An 18,025-nucleotide genomic window follows, 5' to 3' on the forward strand; every position below is an offset into this window, starting at 1 on the left:
CAGCGACTCGGACCGCATCTCGGGGGCCTGAAGCGGCGCGGGGGCCGGCATCTGGCTGGTGATGGGGGCCGGAGCGACCGATTCGGTGCGGATGCTCGGCACCGGCGAGGCGGCGCGCGTACGGGCCTCGGCGCGCAGGCGCTCGGCAACCTCGGCGATACGCTGCTCGGTCTCGGCGATGGCCGGGTTGTTGGGCGAGTTCGCCGAGATCAGGGCCGGCTCGATGCCGGTGGCGACCACCGACACGCGGATGATGCCGTCCAGGCTCTCGTCGAAGGTGGCGCCCAGGATGATGTTGGCGTCCTGATCGACCTCCTCGCGGATGCGGGTGGCGGCCTCGTCGAGCTCGTAGAGGGTCAGGTCCGAGCCGCCGGTGATCGAGATCAGCAGGCCGCGGGCGCCCTTCATCGAGACATCGTCGAGGAGCGGGTTGGCGATGGCGGCCTCCGCGGCGCGGTTGGCGCGCTTCTCGCCCGACGCCTCGCCGGTGCCCATCATGGCCTTGCCCATGCCGCGCATGATCGCCCGCACGTCGGCGAAGTCGAGGTTGATGAGACCCTCCTTCACCATCAGGTCGGTGATGCAGGCGACGCCCGAGTAGAGCACCTGGTCGGCCATCGCGAAGGCGTCCGCGAAGGTGGTCTTCTCGTTGGCGACCCGGAACAGGTTCTGGTTCGGGATCACGATCAGGGTGTCGACCGCGGCCTGCAACTCCTGGATGCCGCTCTCGGCGGTCCGCATCCGGCGGACGCCCTCGAACTGGAACGGCTTGGTCACGACGCCGACCGTCAGGATGCCCATGTCGCGGGCCGCCCGGGCGATGACCGGCGCCGCGCCGGTGCCGGTGCCGCCGCCCATGCCGGCGGTGATGAAGCACATGTGCGCGCCCGAGAGCTGATCGCGGATCTCGTCGATCACCTCGTCGGCGGCGGCCGAGCCGACCTCCGGGTGCGAGCCGGCGCCGAGGCCCTGGGTCACGCCCAGACCCATCTGGATCACCCGCTCGGCCTTCGAGGAGGTGAGCGCCTGCGCGTCGGTGTTGGCCACGACGAACTCGCAGCCGAGCAGGCCCGACTCAATCATGTTGTTGACCGCGTTGCCGCCGGCGCCACCGACGCCGAAGACGGTGATGCGGGGCTTCAGTTCCCGGATGTCCGGCGCCTGGAGGGTGATGGCCATGGTGTCGAGCCTCTCGCTAACTGTGCTGTCCGTGCGACGCCGCGGCGCCGGATTCTCTTCGACCCACCCGTGGGGTGGGGGCGAAACCTAGAAGCTGTCCCGGAGCCAGCGGCCGACCCGGTTCAGGTAGTTGTCGGTTCCGGTGGCCGCGAAGGCGCCGTGCCCCCGCGGCTCGAAATGCTCGGCATGGGCGACCTGCGGGTAGACCAGCAGACCGACCGCCGCCGAGAAGGCCGGGCCCTTGGCGGCTTCCGGCAGGCCGCGGATCCCGAGGGGGCGGCCGATCCGCACCTGACCCTGGAGGACGCGGCGGGCGACCTCCGGCAGGCCGACGAGCTGGCTGGCGCCGCCGGTGAGCACCACCCGCCGGCCGGCCTGCGCCGCGAAGCCGGCCTCGCCCAGCCGGTCGCGCACCAGCTCGATCACCTCCTCGACCCGCGGCTTGATGATCCGCACGAGCTGCGAGCGCGGGATGTGCGCCGGGGCCTCGCCCTCGTCCTCGCCGACGCCGTGGACCGCGATCATGTCCCGGTCGTCGGAGGGGGTTGAGAGGGCCGAGCCGTAGAGGGTCTTCAGCCGCTCGGCCGCCGCCATGCGGGTCGAGAGCCCACGGGCGATATCCATGGTGACGTGGTGGCCGCCGACCGCCACCGCGTCCGCATGGATGAGGTGCCCGCCTGAGAACACGCCGACGCTGGTCGTGCCACCGCCCATATCGACCACGCAGACGCCCATCTCGGCCTCGTCGTCGACCAGAGCCGAGAGGCCGGCCGCGTAGGGCGTGGCGATCACCGCCTCGACCCCGAGATGGCAATGCTCCACCGCCAGCATGACGTTGCGGGCCGCGGCCAACTCGCTGGTGACGACGTGCAGATCGACGCTCAGCGCCTCGCCGATCATGCCCGACGGGTCGATCACCGCGCCCTGCCCGTCCAGCGCGTAGCCGGTCGGCAGGGCGTGGAGCACGGCCCGGCCGGGGCTGACGCCGTGGGCGCTCGCGGTCTCGAGCACCCGCTCGACATCGCTGCCCGTGACGGTGCCGGAGCGGACGTTCACCCGCGCCTGGAAATGCTGCGAGGCGAGCCGGCCGCCCGACATATTGACGATGACCGACTGGACCTCGACCTTGGCCATCCGCTCGGCGGCGTGGACCGCCTGACGGATCGCGCCCTCGGCGGCGGCGAGATCCACGATGGCGCCGCCCTTCAGCCCGAGCGAGCGCTGATGGCCGATGCCGATGATGCGCGCGAGGTGCGTGCGGCCGCGCAGCGTGGAGAGCGCTTCGGCGGGCTGCAGCTCGGCGATGAGGCAGACCACCTTGCTCGTTCCGATATCGAGCACCGAGAGGGTGGTCGAGCGTCGGGCCGAGAGCGGCTTCAGGCGCGGCGTGAGGCCGTGTTGGCTGTGCATTGACGCTACCAAACGCGGGGTGCGGGACGGGCGGAGATCGATCGGAAGGGCATCAGCTGGCCGCGCCCTTCTTCTTCGCCTTCTGGGCTTCCGCGCGGGTTGCGGCGGCCTCCTCGGTCAGGCGCACCACGACGCGGTCCGACATGCGCAGATCCACCGCGATGATGTCCTTTTCCAGAAGGCCGGCCTCGCGCTCGAACCGAACGAGACGGGCGAGCGCGGCGGCCGGGTCGATCTCGGGCAGGCGTACATCGACGCCGTCGAGCTTGAGGGTCCAGCGCCGGCCGGAAACGTAGGTGCCGGCCTTGATCCGGTCGGCGAGCGGGCCGGCGGCGGCGACCAGGGCCAGATATTCCGGCAGCTTGGTGTTGGCTTCCTCGCCGACCACCAGGGGGAGGCTGGCGTAGCGGTCGTCCCGCATGGCGTCGATCACCGTGCCGTCGGCCGCGATGACGCTGAGCTCACCGTTCTTCTGCCAGAGGGCGGCGGGCTCGCGCTCCACCTGGGTGATGGCGATCTCGTTGGGGTAGATCTTGCGCACCGAAGCCTGGGCGATCAGCGGCACGCGCAGCAGCTTCTCGCGCACGGCGCCGACGTCGAGGAACGGCACCGAGGAGCGCCAGTCGATGCCGGCCGCAGCCAGGACTTCGCGCTCATACATCCGGGAGATGCCCGAGATGGTCACGCGCTCGACGCCGAAGCCGAGAACCCGCGCGGCGATATCAAGGGGGCGTCCCTGCTCGGCCACGAAGGAATCGTAGCGTCCGCTCGCGACGAACCCGGCAAGCGCAAAGGCCGCGAAGGTCATGGAGACGGCGACGGTTCCGGTCCCGCGGGACAGGCGTGCGCCCAGGCGCTGGCCGGAGCGCGCGCGGCGAACCGAGAGCGACCGGGACGGGAGCCGGCCCATCACAGCCCCGGCGAAACGCGCGGGACCGCTCCGGCCGGCGGCGTCGCCGCTCAGCGATTCAGGGAAGCGTCCTCCACCATCCATCGGACGAGCTCACCGAAGCTAAGGCCCGCATGGGCCGCCATATCCGGCACAAGGCTCGTCTGGGTCATGCCGGGTTGCGTGTTGACCTCGAGAACCACGAGTCGGCCGGTTCCACCCGGCGTGTCGTCGAATCGAAGGTCGGCACGGCTGACGCCCCGGCAGCCCAGTGCTTGATGCGCCGTTAACGACAGTTCTTGGACACGCTGGTAAACATTTGGTTTAAGTTCGGCCGGCAGCACGTGGACCGAGCCCCCGGGGGCATATTTCGCGTCGTAGTCGTACCAGTCCCCCGTGGCGGCCTTCACCTCGATGACGCCGAGCGCCTTGTCGCCCATCACCCCGCAGGTGAGTTCGCGGCCGGCTATGTAAGGTTCTGCAAGGACTTGCTCGCCGTAGGTCCAGGCGTCCGAGCCCAGGATCTGGGGCGGATGCGAGCGCCCATCGCGCACGATGATTACCCCCATGGATGAGCCTTCGGCGATCGGCTTCACCACGTAGGGTGGCGGCAGGGCGTGTGTCCGGGCGGCCTCGTGACGGTTAACGATCCGGCTCTCCGGCACGTCGATGCCGGCCGCGCGCATGGCGGTCTTCGCCCGCTCCTTGTTCATGGCGAGCGACGAGGCGAGGACGCCGGAATGGGTGTAGGGAATCTTCAGGATCTCCAGCAGCCCCTGGATCTTGCCGTCCTCCCCGTCCGGACCGTGCAGCGCGTTGAAGGCTACGTCGGGCCTGAGTGCGGTCAGCACCGTAGCGATGTCGGCCCCGACATCGACGCGTGTGACCTGATAGCCCTCGCCCTCGAGCGCGTCCGCGCAGGCCCTGCCGGAATTGAGCGATACTTCCCGCTCGGCTGAGGTGCCGCCCAGGAGGACGGCGACGTGCTTGGACATGGAGGGCTCCGGGGCGAGACTTCGTGTTGGGGATCGGCTCATGCCGGGCCGATCAGGCTCTTGATTGCGGTGAAGACCTGGGCGGCCGTGCCGGCCGGCAGCGTCCCGATACGGCGCAGGATTCGGGTGGACTCGATGCAGGCGATCTTGAGCGGGCGAACCACGGAGGCGACGCTGAGGCCGGCCGCGGCAACATCGTCGATGCGGACATCGCCCGTGGCCTGCGTGTTACGCGCACTCGTGATCATCGCGATCCAGACGTAGCCAGCTTCGGCCACAGCCGGCCCCGATACGATGAGGGCGGGCCGGCGCTTCTCCGCCAACCGATCGGAATAGGGAAACGGCACGACGACGACGGTCCCGGCCGGCAGCTCAGAGGTCGGCATAGTCTTCATCGTCGATCGGGCCGGCCCATTCCGTGAAGGCCACGAACGGATCCTCCCCGTCAGGGGGAGCCTTGTCGATTCGGATGCCGTCCGGCGTGATCCGGTAGCGCAGGCGGTCCCCCGGCCGGATAGCGAGATGCTCCCGCACCTCCGTTGGCAGGACAGTCTGGCTCTTCACCGAGACTTTTGAATAAGCGGTCCGTGCGCGTTGATCCGCCATGTCGGTCCCTCTCACCGTCTGGCTTACATCTTACCGGCTTACCACCGGTGACGCCAAGCCGATCCGGCGGATTTCCCAGCGCAGCGCGACCCCGCTGGTCTCCCGCACCCGGCGGCGGACGTCTTCGCCCAGCCCCTCGATATCGGCCGCGGTGGCGGTGCCGGTGTTGATCAGGAAGTTGCAGTGCATCGCGCTGACCTGCGCCCCGCCGCGGGTCAGCCCCCGGCAGCCGGCGGCGTCGATGAGCTGCCACGCCTTGCCGCCCGGCGGGTTGGCGAAGGTCGAGCCGCCGGTGCGTTCGCGGATCGGCTGGGCGGCCTCGCGGGCGGCGGTGACCCGCTCCATCTCGGCCTCGATGGCGGCGCGGTCGCCGGGCTTCCCGCGGAACAGCGCGCGGGTGAAGATCACGTCCTCCGGTGCGTCCGCATGCCGGTAGGAGAAGCCCATCTCGGCGTGGCTGAAGGTGCGCAGCGTCCCCCGGCGATCGATGCCGGTTGCCTCGATCAGCACGTCGGTGGTCTCGCCGCCATGGGCGCCCGCGTTCATGCGCAGCGCGCCGCCGATCGAGCCCGGGATGCCGCGGTAGAACGCGAGGCCGTCGAGCCCGGCCTCGGCGGCGGCCTTGGCGAGGCGCATGTCGGGCACGGCGGTGCCCACCGTCAGGGTATCGCCGTCGATCGCGATGCCGCCGAAGGCCTTTCCCCCGAGGCGGATCACCACGCCGGGCACGCCACCGTCGCGGACGATCAGGTTGGATCCGAGCCCGATCACCGTCACGGGCACGTCCGGTTCCAGGGCGGCGAGGAGGCGGGCGAGATCCTCCTCGTCGGCCGGGGTGAACAGCACCTCGGCCGGTCCGCCGACGCGGAACCATGTGAGATCGGCCAGCGGCTGCTGGCTGAGCAGACGCCCGCGGAGATCGGGGGCGGCGGCGCGGACGCGGTCGTGGAGGGATACGGTCATGCTAGAGCGCTCTCCGCCGAAGTGGAAACCGGTTCGGCGCAAGAGAGCGCGTCACGACAAAGGCTTAGAGCCGCGCGCGATTGTAACGCGATCGGGCACGGCTCTAAGCTTCGCGCCGGCAGAATCGGCTTGCGTGAGGGGATCGCGGGGCGATGGATGGCGAGGCAGCCAAATCTCTGGTCTTCACGCGGGCCGCCGCGCGGAGCCTCGGCCGCCTGCCGAAGAACGCCGAAGATCTGATCCGCGAGAAGCTCCGCTCCTACGCACGCGATCCTGGAAGCCTCGCCAACAACGTGAAGGCGCTCAAAGGCGAGGGAAAGCGTCTGCGCCTGCGCGTCGGAAATTGGCGGGCCATCTTCACGATCGAGCCCGATCGGATCATTGTCCATGCGGTCGGCCCGCGAAGCACGATCTACGATTAGGACTCCGCCCGTGACGATCGTCAGAACCAGGACGCCCTCCGGAGAGGCGATCGTGATTCTCCCCGAGGCTGAATTCGAACGCCTGCGTGACTTGGCGGACGACAATCTCGATGCCCGCCTCATCTCTGACTCGGCGGCGCGGCTCGCGTCCGGCCAGGAAGAACTTCTGAGTGAGGCCGACCTCGACGCCCTGCGGGCGGCGCCGAGCCCCCTGGCTTTCTGGCGCAGGCGTCGGGGCGAAACCGCCGCCGCGCTGGGGAAAGCCTGCGGTCTCGCGGAGGAGGATATCACCGCGCTCGAAACGGGCGCGCGCACAGTGGACATGTCGGTCTACCGTCGGCTCGCGCGGGCGCTCGGCATCGACGCCGAGGACCTCGTGCTCGACGCGTCCTGACGCATCGCCATCCCCTCACCGCCCCCGCGCGGCAAGCTCATCCGGCAGCGCGTAGGCCCATTGGGTGATCGTGCCGGCGCCGAGGAACACCACGTAATCGCCCGGCTTGGCGAGGTCGGTGATGATCCCGGGCAGCTCCTCCGGCCGCTCCAGCGCCCGGGCGTCCCGGTGGCCGCGGGAGCGCAGGCCCGCCACGAGGCTGTCGCGGTCGAACCCCTCGATCGGCGCCTCGCCGGCGGCGTAGACCGGGGCGACGATCACCGTGTCGGCGTCGTTGAAGCAGGTGCAGAAATCGTCGAACAGCGATTGCAGCCGCGTGTAGCGGTGCGGCTGCACGATCGCGATCACCCCGTGCTCGGTCGAGGCCCGGGCGGCCTTAAGCACCGCCTTGATCTCCACTGGATGGTGGCCGTAATCGTCGAAGATCGTCGCGCCGTTCCATTCGCCGGTGCGGGTGAAGCGCCGCTTCACGCCGCCGAAACCGGCCAGCGCGTTGCGGATCGCCTCGGGCTTCACGCCGAGTTCGTGGGCCACCGCCAGCGCCGCGGTGGCGTTGAGGGCGTTGTGCTTGCCCGGCATCGGCAGGACCAGATCCTCCATCTCCATCCGGTAGCCCGGGCGGCGGTCGCGGATCATCACCCGGAAGCGGCTCTGGCCGCCGCGCAGGTCCACGTCGATCAGGCGCACATCCGCCTGCGGGTTCTCGCCGTAGGTGATGATCCGCCGGTCCTCGATATGGCCGACGAGATCCTGCACCACCGGGTGATCGGTGCACATCACCGCGAAGCCGTAGAACGGGATATTGTCGATGAAGCGCCGGAACGCGTCCTTGACCGCCTCGAACGAGCCGAAATGGTCGAGATGCTCGGGATCGATATTTGTGACGATCGCCACGTCTGCGGGCAGCTTGAGGAAGGTGCCGTCGGATTCGTCGGCCTCCACCACCATCCAGTCGCCCTCGCCCATCCGGGCGTTGGTGCCGTAGGCGTTGATGATGCCGCCGTTGATCACGGTCGGATCGAGGTTGCCGGCATCCAGCAGGGTCGCGACCAGGGACGTGGTCGTGGTCTTGCCGTGCGTGCCCGCGATGGCGACGCAGGACTTGAAGCGCATCAGCTCGGCCAGCATCTCGGCCCGGCGCACCACGGGCAGGCGGCGCTCCCGGGCGGATTCCAGCTCGGGGTTGTCACGCTGGATCGCCGTCGAGACCACGACCAGCGCGGCCTCCGCGACGTTGTCGGCGTTGTGGCCCACGAAGGTGCGCATGCCTTTCTCGGCGAGACGGCGGACATTGGCGTTGTCGTTGGCGTCCGAGCCCTGCACCGTGTAGCCGAGATTGTGCATCACCTCGGCGATGCCGGACATGCCGATGCCGCCGATGCCGATGAAGTGGATGGGGCCGAGCTTGTCGGGCAGCTTCATGGGTCGAACCGTCTGGTGGCGGGATCGCAGGTCGCGGAATCCCGTAAGGATCAGGTGCGGGCCGCCGTCTCGACGACGACCTCGGCCAGCCGTTCGGCGGCATCATGGATGCCCGCGCTTCTGGCCGCATCGGCCGCCGCGGTCAATTTTGCCGGCGTCGCGAAGCAGGCTGTGAGCTCTGCGGCGAGGCGATCCGGGGTGAAGTCCGACTGCTTCACGGCCAAAGCGGCGCCGATGGCATCGAGGGTCGCGGCGTTGGCGGCCTGGTCCTGATCGAGGGATCCCGGCAGCGGCACGAGGATCGCCGGACGACCGATCGCGGCCAGTTCCGAGACCGTGGAGGCGCCCGAGCGCCCGACCACGAGGTGGCTTGCCGCCATCCGGGCAGGCAGGTCCTTGAAGAACGGCGCCGCCTCGACCCCGGCGAGACCCATCGCGAGGTAGCGGTTCTGCACCGCCGTCAGATCCTCGGGTCGGACCTGCTGTACGAGGTGTAGCCGGGCGCGCAGGGCGTCGGGCAGGCGCTCGATCGCCACGGGCACGACTTCGCCCATGACTCGGGCGCCCTGGCTGCCGCCGAAGACCAGGAGGCGCAGAACGTCACCGTCGGTGAAGGCGGGATACGGGACCTTCGCGGCCTCGATCACTGCCGGGCGAAGCGGGTTGCCGGTGTGGATGCGCGGGGCCTTCGCCGTGTCGGGTACGCCGCGCACCACCTTGAAGCCCGTGGCGATGGTGCGCGCGCCCCGCGCCAGGAAGGCGTTGGCCCGGCCCATCACGGCGTTCTGCTCGTGCAGGATCGTGGGCACCCGCAGGATCTGGCCGGCCAGGACCGGCGGCACGGTTGGATACCCGCCGAAGCCCACGATGGCGGCCGGGTTGATCCGCCGGATCTCCTTGGCGGCGACGCCGAAGCCGCGGCCGAGCGTCAGAACGGCGCTGGCCCGTTTCAGCGGCGAGCGGCCGGACGGCGTCGCCGACGCAATGGTGATCACCTCCGAAGCCGGAAACTCGGAGGCGATCGAATCGACCCGGGCATCGGTGGCGAGCGCCACCCGGATGCCGCGGGCGCGGAGCGCGTGGGCGAGGCTTTCGGCCGGGAACAGGTGGCCGCCGGTGCCGCCTGCGCAGAGCAGGATCGTCGGGGTGAAAACCGTCACCGCATCACTCCGGCCACGGTGGCGGGTGCGGTGCCGGGGGGCTTCTGGCTGAGCTGGATGGTGCGCGGACGCTTCCGGGTCAGGGCGACGAGGAAGCCCGTGCCGAGCGCCAGCGAGATCAGCGACGAGCCGCCGTAGGACACGAAGGGCAGCGTCATGCCCTTGGCAGGCATCAGCTGGGTGTTCACCGCCATGTTGATGCACGCCTGAAGCCCGAACAGGGTGGTCAGGCCGGTGATCGCCAGCCGCGAGAAGGTGTCGTCGGTCCGGCGGGCGAGCTTCAAGCCGCGCAGCACGATGAAGGCGAACAGGGCCACGAGGCACAGGCAGACGATCACACCGAATTCCTCGCCGGTGACCGAGAAGATGAAGTCGGTGTGGGCGTCCGGCAGGTGCCGCTTGGCCACGCCCTCCCCCGGACCGGTGCCGAACCAGCCGCCCGAGCGGAACGACTCGCGCGACCAGAAATCCTGGAAGCCGCCGCCGGAATCCCGGTCGAGGAACTTGTTGAAGCGCTCACGCACGTGGTGGAAGAACAGGTAAGCCGCAAAGACGCCCCCGAGCCCGAGCGCCCCGAGCACCGCGACCCAGATCAGGTGCAGGCCGGCCACGAAGAACAGCGCGCACCACACCATGGTGATCAGCATGGTCTGGCCGAAATCGGGCTGAAGCAGCAGCGGCACGATGGTGATCGGCAGGAGCAGCATCGCCAGGAAGCCGCCGGGCATGTCGCGGCGCTGGGCGCCCTCCGAGAACGCCCAGGCGGCCACCACCACGAAGGCCGGCTTCACGAATTCCGAGGGCTGGAGGCCGAAGGGGCCGAACTGGATCCAGCGATGCGCGCCCTTGATCTCGGGGCCGAACTTGCCGGCGAGCAGGCAGAGGGCGACGCCACAGATCCATGTGACCAGGGCCAGCCGGCGGATGCCGCGCAGGGACAGGAACGAGACCGCGCAGATCAGCAGGATGGTCGGCGCGAGGTACATCGCCTGCCGGTTCAGGAAGTAGAAGGTCGGCAAGCCGATGCGCTCGGCGACCGGCGGGCCGCCGCCCATCAGGAAGACGAGGCCGGCGACCATGAGCGCGAACAGGGCGGCGAGCAGGCCGCGGTCCACGGTCCACCACCAGTCCGTCAGGGGGGTGCGTTCAGCACGTGACATCATGCCGGGTGACGACTCCAGTCCGTGCGGACGACGATCCGCGCGGGTCGGGCTGGATCCTGTGCAGGAATGGTAAACGGAGCCTTATGGAGGGCCGCGAACGCGCGAACCGCGGCGGCGACGGCGTAAGCTTACTGGTATCCGAATACTGCACTTGAGATACGCTATGTTAATTTTGGTAACGCAACCTGCAGGTGTATTTACCCGGCGACACGGAGCGTGAGGCGTCCGGTCCGCTAACCGGAAGTCGGCACGCCATGTTCAAGACCCTGAACGTCCGTGAAGCCCAGGCCAAGCTCGCGGCCCTCGATCGAGTCCAGGGCGTGATCGAATTCGATCTGAACGGCCGGATCCTCTCGGCGAACCAGAACTTCCTCGATGTCGTCGGCTATACGCTGCCCGAGATCATCGGCCAGCACCACAGCCTGTTCCTGGAGCCGGCCCAGCGCGACTCCGCCGATTATCGGGCGTTCTGGGAACGGCTGCGGGCCGGGACGTTCGAGACCGGGCAGTTCCAGCGGAGCGGTCGCGGCGGCCGCCCGATCTGGATCCAGGCCTCCTACAACCCGATGCTCGATGCCCGCGGCCGGCCCTACAAGGTGGTGAAGTTCGCCACCGACATCACCCGGCAAAGGACCGAAGAAGCCGACCGCGCCGGCCAGATCGCGGCGATCGACAAGGTACAGGCGGTCATCGCCTTCGACCTCGACGGCACCGTGATCGAGGCGAACGACAACTTCCTGGCGGTCATGGGCTATGACCGCACCGAGGTCGTCGGGCAGCATCACAGCCGGTTCGTCGAGCCGGGCTACCGGGACAGCGAGGCCTACCGGGCCTTCTGGGCGGCCCTGCGCAATGGAAGCTATCAGGCGGCGCAGTTCCGCCGGATCGGCAAGGGTGGCCGCGAGGTCTGGATCCAGGCCTCCTACAATCCGATCCTGGATGCGGCCGGGCGTCCCTACAAGGTGGTCAAGTTCGCCACCGACATCAGCGAGCAGGTTCGCCTGTTCGCCGACCTGCGCACGCTCATCGATCAGAATTTCGGCGAAATCGAGCAGGCCGTGTCGCATTCGACCCAGGCGGCCGTGCTGGCCTCCTCGGCTGCCGATTCGACCTCCGGCAATGTCCAGACCGTTGCCGCCGCGGCCGAGGAACTGGCGGCGTCGGTGGCCGAGATGTCCCAGAGCATCGTGCGCTCCCAGAGCGCCACCGACACCGCCTATGCCTGCGTTCAGGATGCCGACGCCCACACGAAGCGGCTCGCCGTCACCGCGACCGCGATGACGGGCATCGTCGGCCTGATCCAGAACATCGCCGGCCAGATCAACCTGCTGGCGCTGAACGCCACGATCGAGGCGGCGCGCGCCGGCGAGGCCGGGCGCGGCTTCGCGGTGGTGGCCTCCGAAGTGAAGGCCTTGGCCGATCAGGCCGCCCGCGCCACCGGCCAGATCAATGGCGAGATCGCCAGCGTACAGCGGGTCTCGCAGGAGGTGGTGGTGGCGCTGGGCTCGATCGGGGCCTCGGTCTCGGTGATGCGCGAGACGGTGGTGGCGACGGCGGCCGCCATCGAGGAGCAGAGTGCGGTGACGCGCGACCTCGCCGAGAACATGCAGAGCGCCTCCGGCGCGGTCACGGCGATCACGGGCAATATCGGCGCGATCGTGCAGTCGGTGGCCGGCGTCTCGCAGGCGGTGGGGACGACCCGCGAGGCCGCCAAGGTTCTGGCGCGCTGAGCCTCCCTCAGCCGAGCGCCCGCACGAGGTCCCGGAACTTGTTGCCGCGCACTTCGAAGTTCGGGAACTGATCGTAGGACGCGCAGGCCGGCGAGAGCAGCACCACGGGTTCCGGGGCGCCCGACGCGGCGGCGTTCTCGGCGGCCTTCGGCACCGCCACGTCCAGGGTCTCGCAGCGGGTATAGGGCACCGCCCCCTCCAGGGTCGCCGCGAAGGCGTCGGACGCCGCACCGATCAGGTAGGCATGGGCGACCCGCTCGAAATACGGCACCAGCGGGAAGATTCCACCATCCTTGGCCTTGCCGCCGAGGATCCAGTGAATGTCCCGGAAGGCGAGGAGTGCCTTCTCGGTGGAATCGGCGTTGGTCGCCTTGGAGTCGTTGACGAACAGCACGTGGCTGCGCCGTCCGACCTCTTCCATCCGATGCGGCAGGCCCGGGAACGAGGCCAACCCGGCCTGGATCTGCTCACCCGACAGACCGAGCGCCCGCGCCACCGCCACGGCGACCGCCGCGTTCTGCCAATTGTGGGCGCCCCGCAGCGAGCCGATCCCATTCACATCGGCGAGCGCCGTGCCGTCCGGCTCGCGGACGATGCCGTCGCGCACTGTCAGGGCATCGGTGGCGAGAACCTCACCGTGGGGCACGTGGACACGCACGAGGTCGATGCCGCGCCTTTCGGCGATGGCGCGGCTCGGCGCGTCGTCGATGCCGACAACGGCAACCCCTGCGCCCTGGATCAGACGCTCCTTGATGGCGGCGTACTGCTCCATGGTGCCGTGACGGTCGAGATGGTCCGGGGTGATGTTCATCAGCACGCCGACGCTCGGGTCGAGGCTTGGCGTCAGGTCGATCTGGAAGGACGACATCTCGATCACGTGGACGCGGTCCGCGGAGGGCGGCTCCAGCGAGAGGATCGCAGTGCCGATATTGCCGCCCATCTGCACGTCGCGGCCCGCCTGGGCCAGAACATGGGTGATCAGCGCCGTGGTGGTCGATTTGCCGTTGGTCCCGGTGATCGCCACGAAGGGTGCCCCCGGCGCCCGCGCCCGGCGCGCGCGGCAGAACAGCTCGATGTCGCCGATGATCTCGACGCCGGCCTCCTTGGCGAGGCGGACGCTCCAATGCGGTTCCGGGTGGGTCAGGGGAACGCCGGGGCTCAGCACCAGCGCCGAGAGGCGGGACCAGTCGGACTCACGCAGATTCGCGATGCCGATTCCAGCGTCCTGCGCGCGGACGCGGCTGTCGGCGTTGTCGTCCCACGCCCGCACATCGGCACCGCCCGCCTTCAGGGCCAGCGCTGTGGCGAGTCCGGAGCCGCCGAGCCCGAACAGGGCGACGGTCTGGTCTTGGAAGACGGTGACGGGTATCATGGGGAGCTCTGGATGCGGCGACCGAACCGGCCGATCCCACCCTCGCCCTCATCCTCAGGTGACCGCGTCAGCGGGCCTCGAAGGGGGGCTCCAGGGTCGCACGGCCGGCTGGAGAACTCCTTCGAGGCCTCCGCTACGCTACGGCACCTCCGGATGAGGGCGCGGATAGGATCGCCCTCTCGTATCGCTTGTCTATCATAAGTATCAGCGCAGCTTCAGCGTCGCCAAGCCCGCCAGCGCCAGGATGACCGCGATGATCCAGAACCGGATCACGACCTGCGGCTCCTTCCAGCCCTTCTGCTCGAAATGGTGGTGGATCGGCGCCATCCGGAAGACGCGCTTGCCCGTCAACTTGAACGACGCGACCTGGATGATCACCGACATCATCTCCAGCACGAACAGGCCGCCGACGATCGCCAGGACGATCTCGTGCTTGGTCGCCACCGCGATGCTGCCGAGCAGGCCGCCGAGCGCGAGCGACCCGGTGTCGCCCATGAAGATCTGGGCCGGCGGTGCGTTGAACCAGAGGAAGCCGAGGCCGGCCCCGATCACCGCGCCGCAGACCACGGCAAGTTCGCCCGTGTCGCGGACGTAGTTCACCTGCAGGTAGCTCGCCGTGAAGGAGTTGCCGACGAGGTAGGCGATGAACCCGAAGGTGCCGCAGGCGATCATCACCGGCACGATGGCGAGCCCGTCGAGCCCATCGGTCATGTTCACGGAATTGCCGGCGCCGACGATCACGAAGGCACCAAACAGTGGGTAGAACCAGCCGAGGTTCAGGAGCGCGTCCTTGAAGACCGGGAAGGCGAGCTGGTTCTGTAGCGCGGAGGGGGAATAGACCGCGACGGTGATGCAGGCCGCGAGCGCGATCACAGCCTCCAAGGCCAATCGGAACTTGCCGGAGAAGCCCTTGTGCGACTGCTTCGTCACCTTGAGGTAGTCGTCGTAGAATCCGATCGCCCCGAACCCGAGCGTGACGGTCAGCGTCACCCACACGTAATGGTTGCGGGGGTTGGCCCAGAGCAGGATCGCCACCACGGCGCCGGCCAGGATCATCAAGCCGCCCATGGTCGGGGTGCCGCGCTTGGTCAGCAGATGGGTCTGCGGCCCGTCCTCGCGGATCGGCTGGCCCTTGCCCTGGCGGATCCGCAGGAGCGAGATGATCCAGGGGCCGAACCAGAACACGAACAGGCCCGCCGTGAACAGTGCGCCGCCGGTGCGGAAGGTGATGTAGCGGAACACGTTCAGCGGCGTGAAGCTGCCGCTCAGTTCCGAGAGAAGGTACAGCATGCGGGCGCTCGGCCCCTTCGTTCAGGCGAGGGTTTCAGGGAGCGGCACCGATCGTCCTTGACGCTCGTCCGCATCGATCAACTCAGGCGCGCGATCAGGGGGCCGTCGCGAGGGCGCGCCGCGCCGGGTCGTTCGCGTAGCGGGCTTTCAGCGCGTCGACAATCCGGCCCATGCGGCTGCCGTTCGATCCCTTGATCATGACGGCATCCCCGGGCCGGAGGATCCGCGTGAGCGGCTCGATCAGGTCGGCGGCGGTGTCGGCCACGCCGGCCCGGCGGCTGACCGGGAGCGCCTCGAACAGGTGGCGCGTCAGCGGGCCGGCCGTGAAGACGAGATCGATGTGCGCGGCCTCGACCGCTTCGGCGAGGCCGCGATGAAGGTCCGGGGCGGCGGCACCGAGTTCCAGCATGTCGCCGAGCACCGCGATGCGGCGCCCGCGCGGCCCGGTCTCGATGCCGGCCAGCGTCGCCAATGCCGCCCGGACCGCAGCCGGGTTGGCGTTGTAGCTCTCATCGATGAGGTAGGCGGTGCCGCCGTCGATCTCCAGCGCGGTCCGCGCCCCGCGCCCGGCGGGTGGGGACAGCGTGCCGAGCGACAGCGCGGCCCGGGCGAGGTCGGCGCCGAGCGCATGGATCACCGCCATGACGCCGAGCGAATTCAGCGCCGTGTGCCGGCCGGCGGTGCCGAGCTTGTAGGTGACGGCCTCACCCATCACCACCGCGTCCACCACAGAGAGATCGGGGCGCAGCACGATCCGCTGGGCACGGACATCGGCCTGCGGGTGCTCGCCGAAGCTGACGATCCGGCCGGCCCGGGACGCCTGCGCGTGGGCGACGAGGCGGTCGAAATGCGGGCCGTCCCGGTTGATGATGGCGACGCCGCCGGGCTGGAGCCCGGAGAAGATCTCGCCCTTGGCGTCCGCGATGGCGGCGAGCGATGCGAAATGCTCGATATGGACCGGCTCGACCGTGGTGATCAGCGCGATGGCGGGCCGGACCTGCGCGGTCAGCGGCATGATCTCGGCGGCGTGGTTCATGCCGATTTCGAACACGCCGTAGCGCGTCGAAGCGGGCATCCGGGCCAGCGTCAGCGGGACGCCCCAATGGTTGTTGTAGGAGGCCGCCGAGGCATGGGTCTCGCCCTGCTCGGACAGGACATGGCGCAAAGCTTCCTTGGTGCCGGTCTTGCCGACCGAGCCCGTCACCGCCACCACCTGAGCCGAGGTCCGGGCGCGGGCGGCCGCGCCGAGGCGGACCATCGCGGTCAGGACCGGATCCTCGCCGATCTCCGGCACCGCCAGCAGAGGGCCATGCGCCGCCAGCGCGTCGGCGCGATCCTGGCGCACCAGCGCGGCGCCGGCTCCGCGCGCCAGGGCGTCGGCGACGAAGTCGTGTCCATCGCGCGCCTCGCCCCGGATGGCGAAGAACAGGTCGCCGGCTTGAAGCGTGCGGGTGTCGATCGAGGCGCCACCGATCGGCCGCTCAGCGCCGATCAGGCGGCCGCCGGTGGCGGCTTCGAGCTCCGCGCTGGTCCAGAGTGCGGTCATGGTCAACCCCCGTCGCCGTCAGGCGGCCGCGTCGGCGATGGCGGCACGCAGGATCGCGTGGTCCGAGAACGGTAGGGTGCGATCTCCCACGATCTGGCCGGTTTCATGACCTTTGCCGGCTACGACCAGCACGTCGCCGGGCCCGAGGCGGCCCACGGCTGTCCGGATCGCCGCTTCCCGGTCGCCGATCTCCTCGGCGCCCGGGGCCGCGGCCAGGATCGCTTGGCGGATCGCCGCGGGCGCCTCAGTGCGCGGGTTGTCGTCGGTGACGATGACCGTGTCGGCGAGGCGCTGCGCGATCGCGCCCATCAGCGGGCGCTTGCCGCGGTCGCGGTCGCCGCCGCAGCCGAACACCACCACGAGCCGGCCGGACGCGAAGGGGCGCAAAGCCGTCAGCACGCTTTCCAACGCCTCGGGCTTGTGGGCGTAGTCGACGAGGCAGAGCCCGCCCCGCGCCTCCCCGATCCGCTCCATGCGGCCGGGCACGCCGGTGAGATGGTCCAGAGCGGCGAACACACCGTCCGGGTCGGCTGCGCCGGCGGGGGTGGCGAGCGCGAGGCCGGCCGCCACCAGGGCGTTCTCAACCTGGAATTCGCCGACGAGCGGCAGACGCAGCGTGCGGACGCGCTCCCGTTCGATGAGCCGGACCGCCTGGGCGAACCCTTCCGTCTGGACGGACTCGATCCGCAGGTCGCGGCCGGCGCGGCCGACCGTGCGGACGGGCCGGCCGGCCTCCCCGGCGGCGGCAATCACCCGGTCGGCATAGGCCCCGTCGGCGTTGACCACCGCCGGGCAACCTGCTGGCAGGAGCTCCGTGAAAAGCCTCATCTTGGCCGCGAGATATTCTTCGATGCTCGCGTGATAATCGAGGTGGTCGCGCCCGAGATTGGTGAAGCCCGCCGCAATGAGCCGTACGCCATCGAGGCGGCGCTGCTCGATCCCGTGCGAAGACGCCTCCATGGCGAGGTCGGTCACGCCCTCCTGCGCCAAACGCGCCAGAGTCTCGTGCAGCGTCACGGGGTCCGGCGTGGTGAGCGAGCCGTACTGCGCGCCGCGGTTGGTGACGATCCCGACGGTGCCGAGGCTCGCCGCGTCGCGGCCGAGGCGGGCCAGGATCTGGCGCACGAAGTCGGCGACGGAACTCTTGCCCGCGGTGCCGGTCACCGCCACCACGCTGTCCGGCTGCGATCCCGCGAACCGCGCGGCGGCCAGCGCCAGAGCCCTGCGGGCGTCCGCCACGGGCACCCAGGCCACCGCCTCCGGCAGATCGGCCGGACGCGCGCCTTCCCCCGCCACCGCCACGGCGCCGCGATTGGCCGCCTGGGGGGCGAACCGACGCCCATCGGCCTTCGTGCCCGGCACGGCGACGAACACCGTGCCGGTGGCGACCTGCCGGCTGTCCGCGGTCAGGCCCGACACCGCCAGTCCCGCGGCGCCCGCGGGGGCTTCTGGGAAGAGATCGGCGAGCCGGGCCGTCATGACAC

The 18,025-nt window shown here is 69.8% G+C and carries 17 protein-coding genes; 3 read left to right on the forward strand and 14 right to left on the reverse strand.

Annotation, left to right across the window (positions count from 1 at the left end):
* From ftsZ to murB, 7 genes are all read right to left on the reverse strand, one after another.
* A partial coding sequence (gene ftsZ, locus OXS49_RS21210) for a cell division protein FtsZ (RefSeq protein ID WP_267426573.1) occupies positions 1-1,179 on the reverse strand: 1,179 nt, incomplete at its 3' end.
* Positions 1,180-1,266: 87 nt separating this feature from the next.
* Positions 1,267-2,589, reverse strand: coding sequence for a cell division protein FtsA (gene ftsA / locus OXS49_RS21215; protein WP_267426574.1), 1,323 nt, complete (start codon positions 2,587-2,589; stop codon positions 1,267-1,269).
* A gap of 52 nt (positions 2,590-2,641) precedes the next feature.
* Positions 2,642-3,583 carry a cell division protein FtsQ/DivIB gene (locus OXS49_RS21220; RefSeq protein ID WP_244007074.1) on the reverse strand — a complete coding sequence of 314 codons (942 nt, stop codon included), beginning with the start codon at positions 3,581-3,583 and terminating at the stop codon, positions 2,642-2,644.
* Positions 3,550-4,473: a D-alanine--D-alanine ligase gene (locus OXS49_RS21225; RefSeq protein ID WP_267426575.1), complete on the reverse strand. Its 924-nt coding sequence runs from the start codon at positions 4,471-4,473 to the stop codon at positions 3,550-3,552. The genes OXS49_RS21220 and OXS49_RS21225 overlap by 34 nt, the downstream gene beginning before the upstream one ends.
* Before the next feature lie 38 nt (positions 4,474-4,511).
* On the reverse strand, positions 4,512-4,859 hold the full coding sequence (locus OXS49_RS21230) for a type II toxin-antitoxin system PemK/MazF family toxin (RefSeq protein WP_267426576.1): 348 nt from the start codon (positions 4,857-4,859) through the stop codon (positions 4,512-4,514).
* The gene (locus OXS49_RS21235) at positions 4,846-5,079 is read right to left on the reverse strand and encodes an AbrB family transcriptional regulator (protein WP_244007069.1); all 234 of its coding nucleotides are present in this window, start codon (positions 5,077-5,079) and stop codon (positions 4,846-4,848) included. Before OXS49_RS21235 ends, OXS49_RS21230 begins: the two co-directional genes overlap by 14 nt.
* A gap of 30 nt (positions 5,080-5,109) precedes the next feature.
* The gene (gene murB / locus OXS49_RS21240) at positions 5,110-6,042 is read right to left on the reverse strand and encodes a UDP-N-acetylmuramate dehydrogenase (RefSeq protein WP_244007067.1); all 933 of its coding nucleotides are present in this window, start codon (positions 6,040-6,042) and stop codon (positions 5,110-5,112) included.
* A gap of 152 nt (positions 6,043-6,194) precedes the next feature.
* Here murB and OXS49_RS21245 point away from each other — a divergent pair, with 152 nt between their 5' ends.
* A complete protein-coding gene (locus OXS49_RS21245) occupies positions 6,195-6,464 on the forward strand; it encodes a type II toxin-antitoxin system RelE/ParE family toxin (protein WP_267426577.1) in 270 nt (89 codons plus the stop codon).
* Between the two features lie 52 nt (positions 6,465-6,516).
* A complete protein-coding gene (locus tag OXS49_RS21250; RefSeq protein ID WP_244007065.1) occupies positions 6,517-6,858 on the forward strand; it encodes a helix-turn-helix transcriptional regulator in 342 nt (113 codons plus the stop codon).
* 15 nt (positions 6,859-6,873) lie between these two features.
* Here OXS49_RS21250 and murC read toward each other — a convergent pair whose 3' ends face one another.
* Genes murC through OXS49_RS21265 form a run of 3 tightly spaced genes read right to left on the reverse strand, consistent with a single transcriptional unit; the run spans position 6,874 to position 10,603 of the window.
* Positions 6,874-8,280 carry a UDP-N-acetylmuramate--L-alanine ligase gene (murC, locus tag OXS49_RS21255; RefSeq protein WP_267426578.1) on the reverse strand — a complete coding sequence of 469 codons (1,407 nt, stop codon included), beginning with the start codon at positions 8,278-8,280 and terminating at the stop codon, positions 6,874-6,876.
* Between the two features lie 50 nt (positions 8,281-8,330).
* Positions 8,331-9,440, reverse strand: coding sequence for an undecaprenyldiphospho-muramoylpentapeptide beta-N-acetylglucosaminyltransferase (murG, locus tag OXS49_RS21260; protein ID WP_244007063.1), 1,110 nt, complete (start codon positions 9,438-9,440; stop codon positions 8,331-8,333).
* Positions 9,437-10,603 (reverse strand): putative peptidoglycan glycosyltransferase FtsW, encoded by a 1,167-nt coding sequence (locus tag OXS49_RS21265; RefSeq protein ID WP_267426579.1) that lies wholly within the window; start codon positions 10,601-10,603, stop codon positions 9,437-9,439. Before OXS49_RS21265 ends, murG begins: the two co-directional genes overlap by 4 nt.
* Positions 10,604-10,857: 254 nt before the next feature.
* Here OXS49_RS21265 and OXS49_RS21270 point away from each other — a divergent pair, with 254 nt between their 5' ends.
* On the forward strand, positions 10,858-12,333 hold the full coding sequence (locus tag OXS49_RS21270) for a PAS domain-containing methyl-accepting chemotaxis protein (protein WP_244007061.1): 1,476 nt from the start codon (positions 10,858-10,860) through the stop codon (positions 12,331-12,333).
* A 7-nt stretch (positions 12,334-12,340) separates the two neighbouring features.
* Here OXS49_RS21270 and murD read toward each other — a convergent pair whose 3' ends face one another.
* The 4 genes from murD to OXS49_RS21290 all read right to left on the reverse strand — a co-directional run bounded on the left by murD (position 12,341) and on the right by OXS49_RS21290 (position 18,020).
* Positions 12,341-13,705, reverse strand: a complete 1,365-nt coding sequence (gene murD, locus OXS49_RS21275) for a UDP-N-acetylmuramoyl-L-alanine--D-glutamate ligase (protein ID WP_267426581.1) — start codon at positions 13,703-13,705, stop codon at positions 12,341-12,343.
* A gap of 204 nt (positions 13,706-13,909) precedes the next feature.
* Positions 13,910-14,995: a phospho-N-acetylmuramoyl-pentapeptide-transferase gene (gene mraY / locus OXS49_RS21280; RefSeq protein ID WP_244007058.1), complete on the reverse strand. Its 1,086-nt coding sequence runs from the start codon at positions 14,993-14,995 to the stop codon at positions 13,910-13,912.
* Between the two features lie 94 nt (positions 14,996-15,089).
* Positions 15,090-16,541, reverse strand: a complete 1,452-nt coding sequence (locus OXS49_RS21285) for a UDP-N-acetylmuramoylalanyl-D-glutamyl-2,6-diaminopimelate--D-alanyl-D-alanine ligase (protein ID WP_267426583.1) — start codon at positions 16,539-16,541, stop codon at positions 15,090-15,092.
* Between the two features lie 18 nt (positions 16,542-16,559).
* On the reverse strand, positions 16,560-18,020 hold the full coding sequence (locus OXS49_RS21290) for a UDP-N-acetylmuramoyl-L-alanyl-D-glutamate--2,6-diaminopimelate ligase (RefSeq protein WP_267426584.1): 1,461 nt from the start codon (positions 18,018-18,020) through the stop codon (positions 16,560-16,562).
* Positions 18,021-18,025 lie beyond the last annotated feature (5 nt).

Origin of the sequence: Methylobacterium sp. GC_Met_2 (assembly GCF_026540795.1) — a bacterium.
Classification (GTDB): domain Bacteria; phylum Pseudomonadota; class Alphaproteobacteria; order Rhizobiales; family Beijerinckiaceae; genus Methylobacterium.

Coding starts and splice junctions, on each gene's coding strand:
- ftsA (WP_267426574.1), bottom strand. CDS start 2,589: ATGCACAGCCAACACGGCCTCACGCCGCGCCTGAAGCCGCTCTCGGCC.
- OXS49_RS21220 (WP_244007074.1), bottom strand. CDS start 3,583: ATGGATGGTGGAGGACGCTTCCCTGAATCGCTGAGCGGCGACGCCGCC.
- OXS49_RS21225 (WP_267426575.1), bottom strand. CDS start 4,473: ATGTCCAAGCACGTCGCCGTCCTCCTGGGCGGCACCTCAGCCGAGCGG.
- OXS49_RS21230 (WP_267426576.1), bottom strand. CDS start 4,859: ATGCCGACCTCTGAGCTGCCGGCCGGGACCGTCGTCGTCGTGCCGTTT.
- OXS49_RS21235 (WP_244007069.1), bottom strand. CDS start 5,079: ATGGCGGATCAACGCGCACGGACCGCTTATTCAAAAGTCTCGGTGAAG.
- murB (WP_244007067.1), bottom strand. CDS start 6,042: ATGACCGTATCCCTCCACGACCGCGTCCGCGCCGCCGCCCCCGATCTC.
- OXS49_RS21245 (WP_267426577.1), top strand. CDS start 6,195: ATGGATGGCGAGGCAGCCAAATCTCTGGTCTTCACGCGGGCCGCCGCG.
- murC (WP_267426578.1), bottom strand. CDS start 8,280: ATGAAGCTGCCCGACAAGCTCGGCCCCATCCACTTCATCGGCATCGGC.
- OXS49_RS21265 (WP_267426579.1), bottom strand. CDS start 10,603: ATGATGTCACGTGCTGAACGCACCCCCCTGACGGACTGGTGGTGGACC.
- OXS49_RS21270 (WP_244007061.1), top strand. CDS start 10,858: ATGTTCAAGACCCTGAACGTCCGTGAAGCCCAGGCCAAGCTCGCGGCC.
- murD (WP_267426581.1), bottom strand. CDS start 13,705: ATGATACCCGTCACCGTCTTCCAAGACCAGACCGTCGCCCTGTTCGGG.
- mraY (WP_244007058.1), bottom strand. CDS start 14,995: ATGCTGTACCTTCTCTCGGAACTGAGCGGCAGCTTCACGCCGCTGAAC.
- OXS49_RS21285 (WP_267426583.1), bottom strand. CDS start 16,541: ATGACCGCACTCTGGACCAGCGCGGAGCTCGAAGCCGCCACCGGCGGC.
- OXS49_RS21290 (WP_267426584.1), bottom strand. CDS start 18,020: ATGACGGCCCGGCTCGCCGATCTCTTCCCAGAAGCCCCCGCGGGCGCC.